This window comes from Cupriavidus mimosae (assembly GCF_023952485.1).
GTDB classification, from domain to species: Bacteria; Pseudomonadota; Gammaproteobacteria; order Burkholderiales; family Burkholderiaceae; genus Cupriavidus; species Cupriavidus taiwanensis_C.
The window spans coordinates 157,924-175,132 of sequence record NZ_JALHRY010000003.1; the positions used below are offsets into that span (position 1 = coordinate 157,924).

The window sequence follows — 17,209 nt, forward strand, 5'->3', positions numbered from 1 at the left end:
AGCCGGTCAAACGTTAGAATCGCCGATTCAGTTCTTCTGGTAGCGGGTCTTATGTTCGCATTGCGGCGGTGGGTGGCTGGTGGGATCACGGTGGGCGCGTTTGCGCTGGGCCTGATGGCGGTGCCGGCTCGGGCGGAGGTGGTGGTGATCCTCAATTCGGGTGATGCCACCGTCACGCTGATCGACAAGGACACGCAGAAGGTGCTCGAGACCTTCCCGATCGGCAAGGAGCCCCACCACCTGATCGCCACGCCCGACGACAAATCGCTGATCGTCGCCAATGCGGTCGGCAACGACCTGGTCTTCCTGGATCCGGTCAGCGGCAAGGTCCAGCAGCGCGTGCCCAATGTCGACGACCCGTACCAGATCGGCTTCTCGCCGGACCAGAAGTGGTTTGTCGCCACCGGCAACCGGCTCGACCGGGTCGACGTGTACCGCTGGGACGGCAAGGCGCTGAAGCTGGCCAAGCAGTTTCCGCTGGCCAAGACCCCCAGTCATATCGCTTTCACCGCCGACAGCCGCATCGCCTTCATCACGCTGCAGGACTCCAACGAAGTGGCCGCCATCGACCTGGTCACCCAAAACGTGATGTGGCGCATGGAAACCGGGTCGGCGCCGGCGGGGATCTGGGTCACGCCCGACCAGAAATACCTGCTGGTCGGCATGACCGGGGCCGACTACGTGGCTGTGATCGACTGGCGCACGCGCACCGTGGTCAAGCAGATCCAGACCGGCAAGGGGGCGCATAATTTCCGCGCCGTAGGCGACCGGCGCCATCTGTTCCTCAGCAACCGCGTCACCGGCAGCATCAGCATCATCGACCAGCAGACGCTGAGCAAGGTCGGCGACATCACCGGGCTGCCGCCGGGGCCGGATGACATGGAGCTCACCGCCGACGGCAAGACCCTGTGGGTGACCTTCCGCTGGGCGCGCGCGGTCGGGCTGGTCGACGTGGCCAGCCGCAAGCTGGTCAAAACCGTACGGGTCGGGCGCTCGCCGCACGGCATCTATTTCCGCACGCGCGCGCCGCTGTACTGACGCAAAGCGGGCAGGGCTGGGACCATGGCACGGATCAGGGCATTGCGCCTCGCAACGATGAGCAAGTGGATGGCCGCTGTGGCGCTGGCGTGCGGCATGCCGCTTGCGCAACAGGCCGCCGCTGCGCCCGCCGCCAGCGCCTGCCCGGCCGGCACGCTCTACCTGACCTTCGACACCGGCAGCATGAGCCAGGCGCAGCTGATCGCCGACACCCTGCGCCGCCATCAGATCCGTGCCACCTTCTTCCTGGCCAACGAGCCGACGGTGCGCAAGGACAGTTCGCTCGACCCGTCGTGGGCCCCTTACTGGAAGTCGCTGGTGGCCGACGGCCATGCCTTCGGCACGCATACCTTCGACCATGTCTACCTGCGCAGCGTGCGCGCCGGCCAGGTGACCATGCGGCCGCAGTTCGGCGCCCAGGCGGGCCAGGACGTGGCCATGGATCAGGCCGGCTTCTGCAAGGAATTGCGGCGCAGCGCCGAGGCGCTGCGCGGCATGACCGGTGCCGACATGGTGCCGCTGTGGCGCGCCCCGGGCGGCCGCACCGCGCCGCAGACGCTGCAATGGGCCGAGCAATGCGGCTACCGGCATGTCGGCTGGGCCCCGGCGGGCTTCCTGGGCGATGAGCTGTCTTCGGAGCGCTATCCCAACGCCGTGCTGCTGCAGCGCGCGCTGTCCAGCCTGCGCGACGGCGATATCGCCATGGCGCACCTCGGCATCTGGTCGCGGCAGGACCCGTGGGCACCGGCGGTGCTCGAGCCGCTGCTTGCGGGCCTGGAGCGCAAGGGCTTCTGCTTCGCGACGCTGCGCGAACACCCGGCCTATCGCAACTGGATCGCGCGGCCCGTTGGAACCCGGGAGGGCGCACGCTGATGTGGGAGACGCTGAACGGCTGGATCGGCCAGATCGAAGGCACGCTGTTCCAGGATGTGGTGCTGCCCGTGGTCTATGACCTGGGCTTCGGCCGCTATGCCGAGGAGGCCTTCACCGGCACCGAATGGCTGCTGGTGGGGCTGGTGCAGATCGCGGTGATGGCACTGATCCTCGGCCCGCTGGAGAAATGGCGCCCGGTCGAGGCCGTGGCCGACCGGGCCGCGATCCGCACCGACATCTTCTACACCGTGATCCACCGCCTCGGGCTGTTCCGGCTGGCGATGTTCTTCCTGCTGGCGCCGCTGACCGACGCGCTCGAAGGCCACCTGCGGCTGATGGGCTGGCACCGCATCAATGTGGAGGACTGGTGGCCGGGCGTGACCTCGGTGCCGCTGGTCAGCTTCTTTGTCTACCTGCTGCTGTTCGACCTGCTCGATTACTGGTACCACCGGCTGTCGCACTCGTTCCGCTGGTGGTGGCACCTGCATGCGGTGCACCACAGCCAGCGCCAGATGACGCTGTGGAGCGACAACCGCAACCACCTGCTCGACGACATGCTGCGCGACCTGGTGTTTGCGCTGGTGGCGCTGGGCGTCGGCGTGGAGCCGTCGCAGTATGTGCTGCTGGTGGCGCTGTCGCAGCTGCTGCAGAGCTTGCAGCATGCCAACCTGCGGTTGCATTTCGGCACTATCGGCGAGCGGCTGCTGGTTTCGCCGCGCTTTCACCGTACCCACCACGCGGTCGGCATCGGCCACGAAGCCGACGGCGCGCCGGCAAAGCTGGGCGGCTGCAACTACGGCGTGATCTTCCCCTGGTGGGACATGCTGTTCGGCACCGCGGTCTTTACCGAGACCTACCACCCCACCGGCATCCGCGACCAGCTGCCGCCGCCGGTGGGCAAGAGCCACGACTACGGCGCGGGCTTCCTGGCGCACCAGTGGTACGGCATCAAGCGGCTGCTGCGGCTGCGCTGACCAGTGCGCTGCGGGTGCGCTGACGGGTGCGCACAGCGGCGCTGACGGCGCATTCGAGGCCATCCTCCAGTCGCGGCCGACGCCGGCGCGCCATGGCGGCAAGCGGCGTATGCTAGTGTTCCGGGTTGCCGCCGGCCCATCGCCCCTCCGACCAGGCCGGCTCCCCGCGATCTCCTGTCTTGCCTTCGACTGCATGAACGATATCTTCCGCTCGTTTGGCCGCGCGCTGATCAGCCAGCTGCATCCCCGCATGCTGATGCTGACCGTGCTGCCTTTCGTCCTCGCCACGCTGCTGTGGGGCGGGCTGCTCTGGTGGGGCTGGGACCCCATCATGGGAGCCACGCGCAGCTTCCTGGAAACCTCGGTCCTGACCAGCTGGATCTACAGCGCGCTCGACTGGTTCGGGCTGCAATCGTTGCGCTCGGTGGTGGCGCCGCTGTTCGTAGCGGCGCTGGCGATCCCGCTGGTGATCGCGTCGATGCTGATGTTTATCGGCGTGTTCTCGGTCCCGGCGGTGGTGCGCCACCTGGAGCGGGGCTACCCGGAGCTGGCCAAGGCCCACGGCGGCAGCGTGCTGGGCAGCGTGTTCCATTCGCTCGGCAGTACCCTGGTGTTCCTGTCGCTGGTGCTGGTGACGCTGCCGTTGTGGCTGATCCCGCCGTTCTTTGCGCTGATTCCGCCAGTGCTGTGGGGCTGGCTGACCTACCGCGTGATGACGTATGACGCGCTCGCCGACCACGCCAGCGCCGAAGAGCGCAAGACCCTGGTGCGACGCCACCGCACGCCGCTGCTGGTGATCGGGGTGGCCGTGGGGCTGCTGGGCTCGGCGCCGACGATACTGTGGGTGTCGTCGGCGGCGGTGATCTTCCTGTTCCCGTTCGTGCTGGCCGGCACGCTATGGCTCTATGTGCTGATCTTTATTTTCTCGGCGTTGTGGTTCGGCCATTTCTGCCTGCGCGCGCTGGCGCAGCTGCGGGCCGAGCGCGCGGCCGTGCCGCCCCGGCCGCCTGCCGCCCCGCCGTCGGGCGGGGACGTCATTGACCTGGCGCCGCACGACGTGCGCCGCATCGAAAATTCCTGAAGCGAGGGCAATATGGGTTTCGGCCTGATCGTCATTGGCGACGAGATTCTGTCCGGGCGGCGCGAAGACAAGCACCTGCGGCGCACCATCGAACTGCTGGGCGCACGCGGCCTGGCGCTGGACTGGGCCGAGTATGTCGGCGACGACCGCGCCCGCATCACCGCCACGCTGCGGCGCACGCTGGCCGGCCCCGACGTGGTGTTCTGCACCGGCGGCATCGGCGCCACGCCCGACGACCACACGCGCCAGTGCGCGGCGGCGGCGCTGGGCGTGTCGCTGGTGCTGCATCCCGAGGCGCGCGAACTGATCGCGCTGCGCATTGCCGAAACCGCCGGGGGCGACCCGGTCAAGGGCGACCTGACGCTGCCGGAGAACCAGCACCGCTTCAAGATGGGCGAGTTCCCCGAGGGCGCGCGCATCATTCCCAACAGCTATAACCGCATCCCCGGCTTCTCGGTCGGCCACCATCATTTCATGCCGGGCTTCCCGGTGATGGCGTGGCCGATGATGGAGTGGGTGCTGGACCACGACTATGCGCACCTGTTCCACCAGGTCTCGCAGCAGGAGCGGGCCTTCTACGTGTTCGAGGCGCCGGAGTCGACGCTGACCCCGCTGATGGAGAAGGTCGAGTCGGCGCATCCTGGCATCCGCGTGTTCAGCCTGCCGTCGGTCGGCGACGTGCAGCGCGGCGACCGCTTCGCGCGCCGCCATATCGACCTGGGCGTCAAGGGCCCGGCCGAACTGCTGGCCCCGGCCTATGCAATGCTGCTAGAGGGCGTGCAGGCGATGGGGTACGAGACCGTGGAGCAGCCGCCGCGTCAGGCAGCGCAGGCCTAGACGTTCCGGCCGGACAAGAAAAAGGGGCAGCCTTGGCTGCCCCTTTGCATTCAGGTCCGGGCGGAATCAGGCGCCATGCCACGGCAGGCCGCGCACGCACCAGCCCTCGACGGTCTTGCGGTGGTGGTGGTCGTCGCGGTTGCCTTCGAAACCTTCCAGCACGTCCATGGCGAAGTGGTAGCCGGCTTCGGTGGCCACCCGCGCCGCGTGCTTGGAGCGGGCCGCGCTGCGGCACAGGAACAGCACCGGCACGTCGGACGGCACGCGCGCGCGCAGCTCTTCGACAAAGCGCGCGTTCTGCGCGCCGCCCGGGTAGGACATCCATTCGACGTGGGCGAACTGCGCGTCGGGCACGTCGACGCCGCCGACCCAGTCCAGCTCGGCCTGCGTGCGCACGTCCACCAGCACGGCGGCAGGGTCGTTCTGCAGCAGGGCATAGGCTTCCTGCGGCGACAGCGCGCCGAAGTACGGCAACTGGTTTTGTTCCTGGCGCTCGCGGGCGGCCTGGAGGAGATCGTCTCGGGTGGTCATCGGCGTGACAAATTGAATGGGTGGAATCGTGGCGCGAGGGCCGCAACCCGTTATTCTATAGCGCCGCGGCGGCGGGGCGGTGGCAGTGCTTTCCGGGCAAGCCCGGAGGGCGCCGCCAGAGGGCGAGAGCCGACCGATTTTGGTGCGTATGCACTATTACGGTGCTGTCGCTTGATGTTTGCACCATGATGGTGTTCTATGACGCTGGCAACCGTGGTTGCGCGTGTCGGGGGAGCGCCACATCGGCCCCCCGCCGGCTGGAAGGCGTTTTTGCCGCCGGCCAGCATGGTGCGCGATTCGCCGGAGTTGCACAATTTTCGGGCCTGGCGCCGCGAGGGACGTTTGGTTGGCACGCTTTCTGCTAACATCCGTCGTCCTTTCGCGGCGAGGCCAGTCAGGCGCGGCAACGATGCAGCGGCGCCGCTGGCGACAGTCCCAAGAATTGGCTTTCACAGACATTTGCCGAATACCCAGGAGATTGGCATGGCCCACAGCGTTGCAGACGTGATGAAGCTGGTGAAGGAAAACGACGTCAAGTTCGTCGATTTCCGCTTCACCGATACCAAAGGCAAGGAGCAACACGTGTCCGTGCCCGTGTCGCACTTCGATGAAGACAAGTTCGAGAGCGGCCACGCTTTCGACGGCTCGTCGATCGCCGGCTGGAAGGGTATCGAAGCTTCGGACATGCTGCTGATGCCGGATTCGAACACGGCGCACATCGACCCGTTCTACGAAGAGCCGACGCTGGTGCTGTCGTGCGACGTGATCGAGCCGTCGGACGGCAAGGGCTATGACCGCGATCCGCGTTCCATCGCCAAGCGCGCCGAAGCCTACCTGAAGAGCACCGGCCTGGGCGACACCGCCTTCTTCGGCCCGGAGCCCGAGTTCTTCATCTTCGACGGCGTGACCTGGAACGTCGACATGCAAGGCTGCTTCGTCAAGATCCACTCCGAAGAAGCCCCGTGGTCGTCGGCCAAGGAATTCGAGCACGGCAACGCCGGCCACCGTCCGGGCAAGAAGGGCGGCTATTTCCCGGTTGCCCCGATCGACACGTTCCAGGACATGCGTTCGGAAATGTGCCTGATCCTCGAATCGCTGGGCATTCCGGTTGAAGTCCACCACCACGAAGTGGCAGGCCAGGGCCAGAACGAGATCGGCACCAAGTTCAGCACGCTGGTGCAGCGCGCCGACTGGACCCAGCTGCAGAAGTACGTGATCCAGAACGTGGCGCACACCTACGGCAAGACCGCCACCTTCATGCCGAAGCCCATCGTCGGCGACAACGGCTCGGGCATGCACGTGCACCAGTCGGTGTGGAAGGACGGCCAGAACCTGTTCGCGGGCAACGGCTACGCCGGCCTGTCGGAATTCGCGCTGTACTACATCGGCGGCATCATCAAGCACGCCCGTGCCCTGAACGCCATCACCAACCCGGGCACGAACTCGTACAAGCGCCTGGTGCCGGGCTTCGAGGCTCCGGTCAAGCTGGCCTACTCGGCCCGCAACCGTTCGGCTTCGATCCGCATCCCGTATGTGGCCAACCCGAAGGGCCGCCGCATCGAGACCCGCTTCCCGGATCCGCTGATGAACCCGTACCTGGGCTTCTCGGCGCTGCTGATGGCAGGCCTGGACGGCGTGATGAACAAGATCCACCCCGGCGAAGCCGCCGACAAGAACCTGTACGACCTGCCGCCGGAAGAGGATGCAAAGATCCCGACCGTCTGCTCGAGCCTCGACCAGTCGCTCGAGTACCTGGACAACGACCGCGAGTTCCTGACCCGTGGCGGCGTGTTCTCGAACTCGATGATCGACGCCTACATCGAGCTGAAGATGGAAGAAGTCACGCGTTTCCGCATGACCACGCACCCGGTCGAGTTCGAAATGTACTACTCGCTGTAAGCAGCCCTTGCCCGGCATGACGCAGGTTGTGACCGGGCAACAGTTGCACCACAAGGGGGCGGCTTCGGCTGTCCCTTTTTGCTTTGCTCGCTAGAATGGGGAATCCGATTTTGTCCCGATCCACCCCCGTTCTAACTGACGCCATGCCCATGGATGCCTTTTCCCGCACGGCCCGCCTGACTTATCCCATGCCCCGTCCCGTGCACCAAAGCCGACGCCGATTCCCCGTTCTGGTGAGCGCCGCGGCGCTGGTGCTGGGCGCGTGGGCCGGGCCGTCGCTGGCGCAGTCCTCCGATGTCTATGTCTGCACCGGGCCCAACGGCGTGCCGGAGTACCGCAACGGCAATGCCGGCAAGGGTTGCAAGAAGCTGAACCTGCCCGAGGTCGTGACCGTGCCGGGCGGACGCATTGCCGCGCCGGCCAAGAGTGCCGGCGGCAGTGCCGCCACTGCCGGCAGCACCGGTTTCCCGCGCGTGGACAGCGCCACCCAGCGCAGCCGCGACAGCGAGCGCCGCACCGTGCTGACGCAGGAACTGCAGGCCGAGGAGGCCAAGCTGCAGGGGCTGCGCGCCGAATACAACAACGGCCAGCCGGAGCGCCAGGGCAATGAGCGCAACTACCAGAAATACCTCGACCGCTCCGCGGCGCTGCGCGACGACATTGCCCGCAGCGAGGCCAACGCGGCGTCGCTGCGGCGCGAGCTCGGCAACCTGAAGGACTAGTCTTATGCGTCGCCTGATTCGCGGAGTGTCACGCAAGGCCGGCAGTACCGATGGCGCGCGGGCCGAGCCGCCCGTGGCGGACCCGGCACCGTCCGAAACCGGCGCGCGCGTGCTCAGCATCGGCGCGGCGGCGTTCCATGCCGGCCTCGACGTGGTCGCCAACCCGGTGCTGCTGGTGCGCCAGCCGGGGCTGCGCGTGGTCTACGCCAATCCGGCCGCCGAGGCCACCTTCGGCGTGTCGCGCAAGGGCATGGTCGAACTGACGCTGCCCGACCTGTTCGGCAAATCGGACGAGTTGCACAACATGCTCGACACCGTGGTCACGCGGCAGTTCGACGTGCGCCGGCAGGACCTGATCCTGCATCCGCCGCTTCAGGACCCGCTCCATGTGCACGTGGTGATCGCCGCGCTCGAGGCGGTCGGCGACACCGTGGTGGTCGAGATCCTGCCCAACGAGCAGAAGGTGCGCAGCGACCGCGAAGAGCGCATCCTGGACCTGACCTCGGCCAACAAGGAGCTGATCCGCAACCTCGCCCACGAGATCAAGAATCCGCTGGGTGGCATCCGCGGCGCGGCGCAGTTGCTGGAGTTCGAGCTGCCCGAGCGCTCGCTGCGCGAATACACCCAGGTCATCATCAAGGAGTCGGACCGGCTGCAGACGCTGGTGGACCGGCTGCTGGAGCCGCACCGGCATCCGCATATCGTATCGAGCCTGAATATCCACGAGGTGCTCGAGCGCGTGCGCTCGGTGGTGCTGGCAGAGTTTCCCAACGGGCTCGAGATCGTGCGCGACTACGATGCCAGCCTGCCCGAGCTGCAGGGCGACATGGAGCAACTGATCCAGGCCGTGCTCAACATCGTCCACAACGCCGCGCAGGCGCTGGCCGAACGCATCGCGCGCGGCGACGCGCAGATCGTGCTGCGCACGCGCATCGCGCGCCAGGTCACCATCGCCAAGCGTCTGTTCAAGCTGGCATTGGACTTGCATGTGATCGACAACGGCCCGGGGATCCCCGAAGACATCCGCGAACGCATCTTCTATCCGCTGGTATCGGGCAGGGATGGCGGCAGCGGACTGGGTCTCACACTCGCTCAAACCTTCGTGCAGCAGCACGAGGGCTTGATCGAATGCGAGAGCAGGCCGGGCTGTACCGACTTCCGTATCCTGCTGCCGCTGCACTAGCCTTTGCCGGCGTCCGCAAGCGCGTGCACCGACGTGGCCAGGGCATGCGGAAGACCAACTGACACCGAGCAGACAAGCGACGCACATGAAGCCGATCTGGATAGTCGACGACGATCAATCAATCCGCTGGGTCCTGGAAAAGGCCCTCGCCCGTGAAAGCCTGCTCTCGCGCAGCTTTACCAATGTGCGGGACGCGCTGGCCGCGCTGGAGGAAGACCAGCCGCAGGTGCTGATCTCGGATATCCGCATGCCCGGCGGTTCCGGCCTCGACCTGCTGCAAGCGATCAAGGCGCGGCATCCGGGCCTGCCGGTCATCGTGATGACGGCATATTCGGACCTGGACAGCGCGGTGGCGGCGTTCCAGGGCGGCGCCTTCGAATACCTGGCCAAGCCCTTCGATGTCGACAAGGCGGTCGAGCTGATCCGCCGCGCGCTGGAAGAAAGCCTGCGCGAAGAGGAGATGGATGACCGCCTGGTCGACGCGCCCGAGATCCTCGGCCAGGCGCCGGCGATGCAGGACGTGTTCCGCGCCATCGGCCGGCTGTCGCAGTCCAACGTCACGGTGATGATCACCGGCGAGTCCGGTACCGGCAAGGAACTGGTTGCGCGCGCGCTGCACAAGCACAGCCCGCGCGCCAACGGCCCGTTCATCGCGCTCAATACCGCGGCGATACCCAAGGACCTGCTCGAGTCCGAACTGTTCGGCCACGAGCGCGGCGCCTTCACCGGCGCGCAGACCATGCGCCGCGGCCGCTTCGAGCAGGCCGAGGGCGGTACGCTGTTCCTCGATGAAATCGGCGACATGCCGTTCGACCTGCAGACCCGCCTGCTGCGCGTGCTGTCCGACGGCAACTTCTATCGCGTCGGCGGCCACAACCCCTTGCGTGCCAATGTGCGGGTGATTGCCGCCACGCACCAGAACCTGGAACTGCGCGTCAAGGAAGGGCTGTTCCGCGAGGACTTGTTCCACCGCCTGAACGTGATCCGGCTGCGCCTGCCGCCGCTGCGCGAGCGGCCGGAGGACATCACGCTGCTGGCGCGCCATTTCCTGCAGAAGAGCGCCAAGGAGCTCGGCGTCGAGCCCAAGCGCATGTCGGACGAGGCGCTGGCCTATGTCAGCACGCTGCCGTTCCCGGGCAACGTGCGCCAGCTGGAAAACCTCTGCAACTGGCTTACCGTGATGGCGCCGGCACAGACCATCGAGGTCAAGGACCTGCCGCGCGAGATGCTGGAAGCTGGCACCAGCGAGCCGGTCAATGCGCCGCGGCCGGAGCGCGCGCCCGACCCGCGCGTGGCTGAGTATGAAGGCGCCCAGGAACTGGCCGACTATGGCGGGTTTGCGGTGCCGGTGGCCGAGTCCGACACGGCCACGGTGGTCCGCGCCGCGCCGGCCGCAGCGGTGGCCCAGGCTCCGGTGCAGGCACCGGCGGCCGCCGGATGGGAAAGCCTGCTCGCCGGCGAGGCGCGCGCCATGCTTGAAGCCGGCCAGCCCGAAGTCATGGACCTGCTCACGCGCCGGTTCGAAAAGGCGGTGCTGGAAGCCGCGCTGGGCGTTACCCGCGGCCGCCGCGTCGAAGCCGCGACCCGGCTCGGGATCGGGCGCAATACCATCACGCGCAAGCTGCAGGAACTGGGCTTCGACTGAGGCAGGGCAGGGCACTACGGCCCTGGCCGATTCCCATTGTTTGCTCCCTCTGCCGCGCGCGGGAGACGGGAGCAAACCTTCCCTTTGCAATGCCGCGGTACTAGCCGCGCGCTTCGATCAGCCGCTGCGCCATTTCCGCAAAACCCTCGCCACCCGCGGCCGCCGTGATGTATGCCGGCGGCACCGGCAATTGCGGCAGGATATCGCGCACATTGGCCACGCCGACCGACAGCGGGAAATGCGCGAACATGCTGGCATCGTTGGCCGAGTCCCCGATGAACAGCCACTGGTCGCGCCGCGCATCCACGTCCTCGCCCAGCAGCTCGGCCACGCACAGCTTGCTCATCGACAGCTTGTCATGCTGGCCGAACCAGCCGTTGACGTGGATGGAGCTGACGGTGGCGGTCATGCCGGCCTCGCGCATCAGCGCCGCGATGCGCCCGACGGCGTCCTCAGGTAGGGGCACCACGTCCTCGGCATGGTCTATGGCCAGGTCGGCGGCGTGCCAGGCCTGGTCGGACGCCAGCGCGCAGCCGGGCACCTGGCGCACGATGCGCTGACCCAATGCGTGGATACGCTCGAGGTTGCGCGCGCGCGTATCTGCGTCGTCGAGGAAGCGGGTCTGCAGCCGGCCGTTGTGCAGGTGCGAATAGAACGCGCCGTTCTCGCCGATGATGGCATCGACTGGCCACAGCCGCGTCAGGATCTCGGCCCACGCGATGCAGCGCCCGGTCACCGGGATCACATGCAGGCCGGCCCGGCGCAGGCCGTCGAGGGCCAGGTAGGTCGAGGCCGGCAGCCGGCCCTCAGTGGTCAGGGTGCCGTCGATGTCCGTCAGCACGCCGCGCACGTTGCGCAGCGCCGTATTAGAGAGCTTGTTCAGGGATTGCATGGCGGGCCATTGTAACCGTGGATCTGCGGCCAAGTTCGTTTATTGCACTGCAAAAAGCCGCGACCCGGCCATACTGGTGAATCTGCTGATTTGCTTGGGCAGGTGCGACGGGCGTAACATGCCGCTGTCACAAAAAAATCACATGCTGTCGTACTTTCAACCGACTGCAACAGACAGACCCAAGGAGAGCCTCGATGTCCGTATCCCGTACCGTGCTCCAACTCGCCGCGCTGGCCGCCCTGACCGGGGCCGGCAGCGCGCACGCCGCCGTTGAAATCCAGTGGTGGCACGCCATGCAGGGCGCGCTGAACGACAAGGTGAACGAGATCGCCAACAAGTTCAACGCCAGCCAGTCCGAATACAAGGTGGTGCCGGTCAACAAGGGCAATTACGACGAGACCATGGCGGCGGGCATCGCCGCCTTCCGCGCCGGCGGCGCGCCGGCGATCCTGCAGGTGTTCGAGGTCGGCACCGCCACCATGATGAGCGCCAAGGGCGCGATCAAGCCGGTGTCGACGGTGATGAAGGACGCCGGCGAGAAGTTCGACCAGAAGGCCTACATCCCCGCCGTGGCGGGCTACTACACCTCGTCCAAGGGCGAGATGCTGTCGTTCCCGTTCAACAGCTCGACCACGGTGTTCTACTACAACAAGGACGCCTTCAAGAAGGCCGGCCTGGATCCGGAAAAACCGCCCAAGACCTGGCCCGAGGTGATGCAGTACTCGGCCAAGCTCAAGGCCTCGGGCACCAACTGCGCCTACACCACCGACTGGCAGGGCTGGGTCCACCTGGAGAGCTTCTCGGCCTGGCACAACACGCTGTACGCCACCAAGAACAACGGCTTCGGCGGCACCGATACGCGCCTGGTCTTCAACAGCCCGCTGCATGTCAAGCACGTCACCAACCTGCAGGACATGGTGAAGAAGGGCTACTTCAGCTATGGCGGGCGCAAGGCCGAATCGCAGGCCAAGTTCTACAACGGCGAATGCGCCATGTTCACTGGCTCGTCGGCGTCGCTGGCCAATATCCGCAAGAACGCCAAGTTCGCGTTCGCGGTGGCGCAGCTGCCGTACTACCCGGACGTGCAGGGCGCGCCGCAGAACACCATCATCGGCGGCGCGTCGCTGTGGGTGATGGGCGGAAAGAAGCCTGAAGAGTACAAGGGCGTCGCCAAGTTCTTCAATTACCTGTCGCGCCCCGAGATCCAGTCTGACTGGCACCAGGCCACGGGCTACCTGCCGGTGACGATGGCCGCCTACGAGGCCACCAAGAAGTCGGGCTACTACGACAAGAACCCCGGCGCCGACGTCTCGGTGCAGCAGATGGTGGTCAAGACCACCGACAAGTCGCGCGGCGTGCGCCTGGGCAATATGGTGCAGATCCGTACCGTGGTCGACGAGGAGCTGGAAGCCGTCTGGGCCGGCAAGAAGGAGCCCAAGGCGGCGCTGGACTCGGCGGTGGCACGCGGCAACGACTTGCTGGAGCGCTTCCAGAAGACCGCGCGCGAATAAGGCGCCGGGCCTTGCCAGCAGGCTGACGTGACAGGCGGGCGGCGGCGAAACCTCCGCCCGCTTGCTTTGTGGGCGGCACCGATCGGTGCCGGCCGCCGCTTCATATCTAGTCCGATGCCGCCATCCGCGGCATCCGCCGGAATCCGTTCATGGAAAAACGCGTCGTGTTCCGTTCGCCGTGGCTGCCGTATCTGCTGGTATTGCCGCAGATCGCGATCACGCTGATCTTCTTTTTCCTGCCCGCCGGGCAGGCCTTGTACCAGTCGATGCTGCAGCAGGATGCCTTCGGCATCAACCTGGAGTTCGTCGGCCTGGACAACTTCCGCATGCTGTGGAACGACCCGCTCTATGTCGAGTCGTTCCAGGTCACCGCCATCTTTGCCGTGGGCGTGACCGTGGTGGGGCTGACCACCGCGCTGGCGCTGGCCTATTTTGCAGACCGCGTGATCCGCGGCGCGGTGGGCTACAAGACCCTGCTGATCTGGCCGTATGCGGTGGCGCCGGCGGTGGCGGGCGTGCTGTGGATGTTCATGTTCAACCCGACCCTGGGCGTGGTGTCGTTTGCACTGCGCAAGCTCGGCGTCGAATGGAACTTTCTGCTCAATGGCAACCAGGCGCTGCTGCTGGTGGTGCTGGCCGCGGCCTGGAAGCAGATCAGCTACAACTTCCTGTTCTTCCTGGCCGGGCTGCAGAGCATCCCGCGCTCGCTGATCGAGGCCGCCGCCATCGACGGCGCGGGCCCATGGCGCCGCTTCTGGTCGATCGTGTTCCCGCTGCTGTCGCCGACCACCTTCTTCCTGATGGTGATCAACGTGGTCTACGCGTTCTTCGACACTTTCGCCATCATCGATGCGGTCACGCACGGCGGGCCGTTCAACTCGACCAACACGCTGGTCTACAAGGTCTTCCATGACGGCTTCCGCGGCATGGACATCGGCGGCTCGGCAGCGCAGTCGGTGGTGCTGATGGTGATCGTGATCGCGCTGACCGTGGTGCAGTTCCGCTACGTGGAACGCAAGGTCCAGTACTGACGGAGACAGCCCATGGTAGAACGTCGTCCCTTTCTTGATTTCCTGACCCACGCGGTGCTGATCCTCGGCATTGTCATCGTGGTGTTCCCGGTGTACCTGACCTTCGTCGCCTCGACGCTGACCGCCGAAGAGGTGCTCGACGCGCCGATGACGCTGATCCCCGGCAGCCACCTGATCGACAACTATCGCACCGTGCTGTTCCAGGGCGTGGGCGAGGCCGCGTCGCCGGTCTCGACCATGATGAAGAACAGCCTGATCATGGCGCTCGGCATCGCGCTGGGCAAGATCGCGATCTCGATCATCTCGGCCTTTGCCATCGTCTATTTCAAGTTCCCGCTGCGCAAGACCTTCTTCTGGCTGATCTTCATCACGCTGATGCTGCCGGTGGAGGTGCGCATCCTGCCGACCTACAAGGTGGTGTCGGACCTCGGGCTGCTCGACAGCTACTTCGGGCTGACGATTCCGATCATCGCGTCGGCGACCGCGACCTTCCTGTTCCGCCAGTTCTTCCTGACGATTCCCGATGAACTCGCGGAAGCGGCGCGCATCGACGGTGCCGGGCCGCTGCGCTTTTTCTGGGACGTGGTGCTGCCGCTGTCGCGCACCAGCATCGCCGCGCTGTTCGTGATCCAGTTCATCTACGGCTGGAACCAGTACCTGTGGCCGCTGCTGATCACCACGCAGAAGTCGATGACGCCGGTGGTGGTGGGCGTGACGCAGATGATCTCGCGCTCGGGCGACGCCGCCACCGACTGGAACCTGGTGATGGCCACGGTGATGCTGGCCATGATCCCGCCCGCGGTGGTGGTGGTGCTGATGCAGAAGTGGTTCGTCAAGGGCCTGGTCGAAACCGAGAAATAAGCGGAACACAATGGCAAAACTGTCACTACGCAACGTTCAGAAAACCTACGCCGGCGGCGCCCAGGTCGTGCATGGCATCGACATGGAGATCGCCGACGGGGAGTTCATCGTCATCGTCGGGCCCTCGGGCTGCGGCAAATCCACGCTGCTGCGCATGGTGGCCGGGCTGGAAACCATCACCGGCGGCGAGATCGATATCGGCGACAAGGTGGTCAACCAGCTGGAGCCGGCCGAGCGCGACATCGCCATGGTGTTCCAGAACTACGCGCTCTATCCGCATATGAGCGTGTACGACAACATGGCCTACGGCCTCAAGATCCGCGGCATGGGCAAGGCCGAGATCGCGCAGCGCGTCAACCACGCCGCCGGCATTCTCGAGCTCGCGCCGCTGCTCGAGCGCAAGCCGCGCCAGCTCTCGGGCGGGCAGCGCCAGCGCGTCGCCATGGGTCGTGCCATCGTGCGTGAGCCGGCGGTATTCCTGTTCGACGAGCCGCTCTCCAACCTCGACGCCAAGCTGCGCGTGCAGATGCGGCTGGAACTGAAGGAATTGCACCGGCGCCTGGGCACCACCAGCCTCTATGTGACCCACGACCAAGTCGAGGCGATGACGCTGGCCGACCGCATGATGGTGCTCAATGCCGGACGGGTCGAGCAGATCGGTACGCCGCTGGAAGTCTACGCACGGCCGGCCAGCACCTTCGTGGCCGGCTTTATCGGCTCGCCGCCGATGAACTTGATCCCGGTGGCGCGCAATGCCGGCGGCGACGCTGGCGCGCAGATGCGCGTGGTGGCGAAGGAGGGCGAAGCCGCCAATGCCACGCTGGGTCACCTGCCGATGGGGCTGCACCTGCCGGAACAGGCGCTGCTGGGGCTGCGCCCGGAGCATATCGAGCCGTGCGCTGCGCATGAGGCGATCGCCGAGGTCGATGTGCGGGTGGTCGAGGCGCTGGGCGCGGACTCCTTCGCCTACGGCTCGCTCGGCGGGCAGGCGGTGGTGGTGCGGCTGGACAGCCATGCGCGCGTGCGCGCCGGCGATCGCCTGCCGGTGACCTCGTCGGCCGAGCACTTGCATTTCTTTGCGCCGGACACCGGCAAGCGCATCGAGGCCTGACATGACCACCACAACCGACAACGCCTGGCGCTATCCCAGTCATATCGCGCACCGCGGCGCCGGCAAGCTGGCGCCGGAGAACACGCTGGCGGCGTTCCGACACGGCGCGGGCCTTGGCTACCGCATGTTCGAGTTCGATGTGAAGCTGTCGGCCGACGGCAAGCCGGTGCTGATGCACGACGCCACGCTGGAGCGCACCACCAGCGGCCACGGCAGGGTGGATGCGCTGACGCTGGGCGAACTGGCGCTGCTCGACGCCGGCAGCTGGCATGGCCCGGCCTTTGCGGGCGAGCCGGTGCCGACGCTGGCGGCGATCGCGCGCTACACCCGCGCCAACGGCTTCCTGGTCAATATCGAGATCAAGCCGGTGCCCGGCACCGATGCACGCACCGGCGCCGCGGTGGCCATCGACGCCCAGTCGCTGTGGGCCGGCGCCGAAGTACCGCCGCTGCTGTCCTCGTTTTCGGAAGAAGCCCTTGCCGCCGCGGCGCGCGCCGCGCCCGACCTGCCGCGCGCGCTGCTGCTGGACCAGCTGCCCGGCGACTGGCTGGAACGGGTGCGCCGGCTCGGTTGCGTCGCGCTCGATGCAAACCACCGCGAGCTGGATGCCGCCGTGATTGCCGCCGCACATGCGGCCGGCCTGCGCGTGCTCGCCTACACCGTCAACGATCCGGCGCGGGCGGCGCAGTTGCTGGAATGGGGGCTCGATGGGGTGATCACCGACGCGGTCGACCAGATCGTCCCCTGATTCAAATTGTTGTGCGGCTGTTGCGAATTCGCTGAATGCGGTTGGAATTGTCGCGCCGCTGTGTTTCGTATCGCGAAAAGTCCACATTGATCAAACGCAATACGTGCTATCCTTACCGCCGTGAAGACTTAAGGTCCTTCCCCGCACAACTTGCCCTTTCGGGCCTAGTAAGGCGGCCATCACATGCGGCACCCGGTGGTGCCGTTTGCGTAAGTGCCTCCTTTGGCTCCCAAGAGTTGTTTGCGATCCGCTAACCGGTCAAGCCGTGTCGC

General features: G+C 66.4%; 16 protein-coding genes. 14 read left to right on the forward strand and 2 right to left on the reverse strand.

The genetic code is table 11. The annotated features are described in order from the left end of the window. Positions 1-51: 51 nt before the first annotated feature. The 5 genes from MKD50_RS07095 (at position 52) to MKD50_RS07115 (ending at position 4,803) form a co-directional block, all read left to right on the forward strand. Entirely contained in the window at positions 52-1,038 is a 987-nt protein-coding gene (locus MKD50_RS07095; protein ID WP_115703653.1) for a YVTN family beta-propeller repeat protein, read from the forward strand. Positions 1,039-1,062: 24 nt separating this feature from the next. Next, a complete protein-coding gene (locus MKD50_RS07100) occupies positions 1,063-1,911 on the forward strand; it encodes a polysaccharide deacetylase family protein (RefSeq protein ID WP_371925296.1) in 849 nt (282 codons plus the stop codon). After that, entirely contained in the window at positions 1,911-2,885 is a 975-nt protein-coding gene (locus MKD50_RS07105; protein WP_115703649.1) for a sterol desaturase family protein, read from the forward strand. Before MKD50_RS07100 ends, MKD50_RS07105 begins: the two co-directional genes overlap by 1 nt. A 193-nt stretch (positions 2,886-3,078) precedes the next feature. After that, positions 3,079-3,966, forward strand: coding sequence for an EI24 domain-containing protein (locus MKD50_RS07110; RefSeq protein ID WP_252666724.1), 888 nt, complete (start codon positions 3,079-3,081; stop codon positions 3,964-3,966). Between the two features lie 12 nt (positions 3,967-3,978). Beyond that, the gene (locus MKD50_RS07115; protein WP_252666725.1) at positions 3,979-4,803 is read left to right on the forward strand and encodes a competence/damage-inducible protein A; all 825 of its coding nucleotides are present in this window, start codon (positions 3,979-3,981) and stop codon (positions 4,801-4,803) included. 66 nt (positions 4,804-4,869) lie between these two features. Here the strand turns inward: MKD50_RS07115 and MKD50_RS07120 are convergent, their stop codons facing one another. After that, positions 4,870-5,334 (reverse strand): rhodanese-like domain-containing protein, encoded by a 465-nt coding sequence (locus MKD50_RS07120; RefSeq protein WP_115703643.1) that lies wholly within the window; start codon positions 5,332-5,334, stop codon positions 4,870-4,872. A gap of 483 nt (positions 5,335-5,817) precedes the next feature. On the opposite strand from MKD50_RS07120, the gene MKD50_RS07125 reads away from it, so the two are divergent. The 4 genes from MKD50_RS07125 to ntrC all read left to right on the forward strand — a co-directional run bounded on the left by MKD50_RS07125 (position 5,818) and on the right by ntrC (position 10,783). Then, positions 5,818-7,233: a 3-hydroxylaminophenol mutase gene (locus MKD50_RS07125; protein WP_115703641.1), complete on the forward strand. Its 1,416-nt coding sequence runs from the start codon at positions 5,818-5,820 to the stop codon at positions 7,231-7,233. Between the two features lie 149 nt (positions 7,234-7,382). Next, entirely contained in the window at positions 7,383-7,955 is a 573-nt protein-coding gene (locus tag MKD50_RS07130; protein ID WP_252666726.1) for a DUF4124 domain-containing protein, read from the forward strand. 4 nt (positions 7,956-7,959) lie between these two features. Then, positions 7,960-9,138, forward strand: a complete 1,179-nt coding sequence (glnL, locus tag MKD50_RS07135; RefSeq protein WP_252666727.1) for a nitrogen regulation protein NR(II) — start codon at positions 7,960-7,962, stop codon at positions 9,136-9,138. 85 nt (positions 9,139-9,223) lie between these two features. Further along, positions 9,224-10,783: a nitrogen regulation protein NR(I) gene (ntrC, locus tag MKD50_RS07140; RefSeq protein ID WP_252666728.1), complete on the forward strand. Its 1,560-nt coding sequence runs from the start codon at positions 9,224-9,226 to the stop codon at positions 10,781-10,783. Between the two features lie 100 nt (positions 10,784-10,883). On the opposite strand, the gene MKD50_RS07145 is transcribed toward ntrC, so the two are convergent. Next, the gene (locus tag MKD50_RS07145; protein ID WP_252666729.1) at positions 10,884-11,675 is read right to left on the reverse strand and encodes an HAD-IIB family hydrolase; all 792 of its coding nucleotides are present in this window, start codon (positions 11,673-11,675) and stop codon (positions 10,884-10,886) included. A 194-nt stretch (positions 11,676-11,869) separates the two neighbouring features. On the opposite strand from MKD50_RS07145, the gene ugpB reads away from it, so the two are divergent. The 5 genes from ugpB to ugpQ all read left to right on the forward strand — a co-directional run bounded on the left by ugpB (position 11,870) and on the right by ugpQ (position 16,937). Further along, the gene (ugpB, locus tag MKD50_RS07150; protein WP_115703631.1) at positions 11,870-13,186 is read left to right on the forward strand and encodes a sn-glycerol-3-phosphate ABC transporter substrate-binding protein UgpB; all 1,317 of its coding nucleotides are present in this window, start codon (positions 11,870-11,872) and stop codon (positions 13,184-13,186) included. A gap of 149 nt (positions 13,187-13,335) precedes the next feature. Beyond that, positions 13,336-14,217, forward strand: coding sequence for a sn-glycerol-3-phosphate ABC transporter permease UgpA (gene ugpA, locus MKD50_RS07155; RefSeq protein ID WP_062800547.1), 882 nt, complete (start codon positions 13,336-13,338; stop codon positions 14,215-14,217). Positions 14,218-14,229: 12 nt separating this feature from the next. Continuing rightward, positions 14,230-15,078: a sn-glycerol-3-phosphate ABC transporter permease UgpE gene (ugpE, locus tag MKD50_RS07160; RefSeq protein WP_092309164.1), complete on the forward strand. Its 849-nt coding sequence runs from the start codon at positions 14,230-14,232 to the stop codon at positions 15,076-15,078. A gap of 10 nt (positions 15,079-15,088) precedes the next feature. Continuing rightward, positions 15,089-16,189 (forward strand): sn-glycerol-3-phosphate import ATP-binding protein UgpC, encoded by a 1,101-nt coding sequence (locus MKD50_RS07165; RefSeq protein WP_115703629.1) that lies wholly within the window; start codon positions 15,089-15,091, stop codon positions 16,187-16,189. A 1-nt stretch (position 16,190) separates the two neighbouring features. Next, positions 16,191-16,937, forward strand: coding sequence for a glycerophosphodiester phosphodiesterase (ugpQ, locus tag MKD50_RS07170; RefSeq protein WP_252666730.1), 747 nt, complete (start codon positions 16,191-16,193; stop codon positions 16,935-16,937). Positions 16,938-17,209: the final 272 nt, after the last annotated feature.

What these genes read in the sequence shown, in the direction of transcription:
- MKD50_RS07095 (WP_115703653.1), top strand. Translation starts at nt 52, where the DNA reads ATGTTCGCATTGCGGCGGTGGGTGGCTGGTGGGATCACGGTGGGCGCG.
- MKD50_RS07100 (WP_371925296.1), top strand. Translation starts at nt 1,063, where the DNA reads ATGGCACGGATCAGGGCATTGCGCCTCGCAACGATGAGCAAGTGGATG.
- MKD50_RS07105 (WP_115703649.1), top strand. Translation starts at nt 1,911, where the DNA reads ATGTGGGAGACGCTGAACGGCTGGATCGGCCAGATCGAAGGCACGCTG.
- MKD50_RS07110 (WP_252666724.1), top strand. Translation starts at nt 3,079, where the DNA reads ATGAACGATATCTTCCGCTCGTTTGGCCGCGCGCTGATCAGCCAGCTG.
- MKD50_RS07115 (WP_252666725.1), top strand. Translation starts at nt 3,979, where the DNA reads ATGGGTTTCGGCCTGATCGTCATTGGCGACGAGATTCTGTCCGGGCGG.
- MKD50_RS07120 (WP_115703643.1), bottom strand. Translation starts at nt 5,334, where the DNA reads ATGACCACCCGAGACGATCTCCTCCAGGCCGCCCGCGAGCGCCAGGAA.
- MKD50_RS07125 (WP_115703641.1), top strand. Translation starts at nt 5,818, where the DNA reads ATGGCCCACAGCGTTGCAGACGTGATGAAGCTGGTGAAGGAAAACGAC.
- MKD50_RS07130 (WP_252666726.1), top strand. Translation starts at nt 7,383, where the DNA reads ATGGATGCCTTTTCCCGCACGGCCCGCCTGACTTATCCCATGCCCCGT.
- glnL (WP_252666727.1), top strand. Translation starts at nt 7,960, where the DNA reads ATGCGTCGCCTGATTCGCGGAGTGTCACGCAAGGCCGGCAGTACCGAT.
- ntrC (WP_252666728.1), top strand. Translation starts at nt 9,224, where the DNA reads ATGAAGCCGATCTGGATAGTCGACGACGATCAATCAATCCGCTGGGTC.
- MKD50_RS07145 (WP_252666729.1), bottom strand. Translation starts at nt 11,675, where the DNA reads ATGCAATCCCTGAACAAGCTCTCTAATACGGCGCTGCGCAACGTGCGC.
- ugpB (WP_115703631.1), top strand. Translation starts at nt 11,870, where the DNA reads ATGTCCGTATCCCGTACCGTGCTCCAACTCGCCGCGCTGGCCGCCCTG.
- ugpA (WP_062800547.1), top strand. Translation starts at nt 13,336, where the DNA reads ATGGAAAAACGCGTCGTGTTCCGTTCGCCGTGGCTGCCGTATCTGCTG.
- ugpE (WP_092309164.1), top strand. Translation starts at nt 14,230, where the DNA reads ATGGTAGAACGTCGTCCCTTTCTTGATTTCCTGACCCACGCGGTGCTG.
- MKD50_RS07165 (WP_115703629.1), top strand. Translation starts at nt 15,089, where the DNA reads ATGGCAAAACTGTCACTACGCAACGTTCAGAAAACCTACGCCGGCGGC.
- ugpQ (WP_252666730.1), top strand. Translation starts at nt 16,191, where the DNA reads ATGACCACCACAACCGACAACGCCTGGCGCTATCCCAGTCATATCGCG.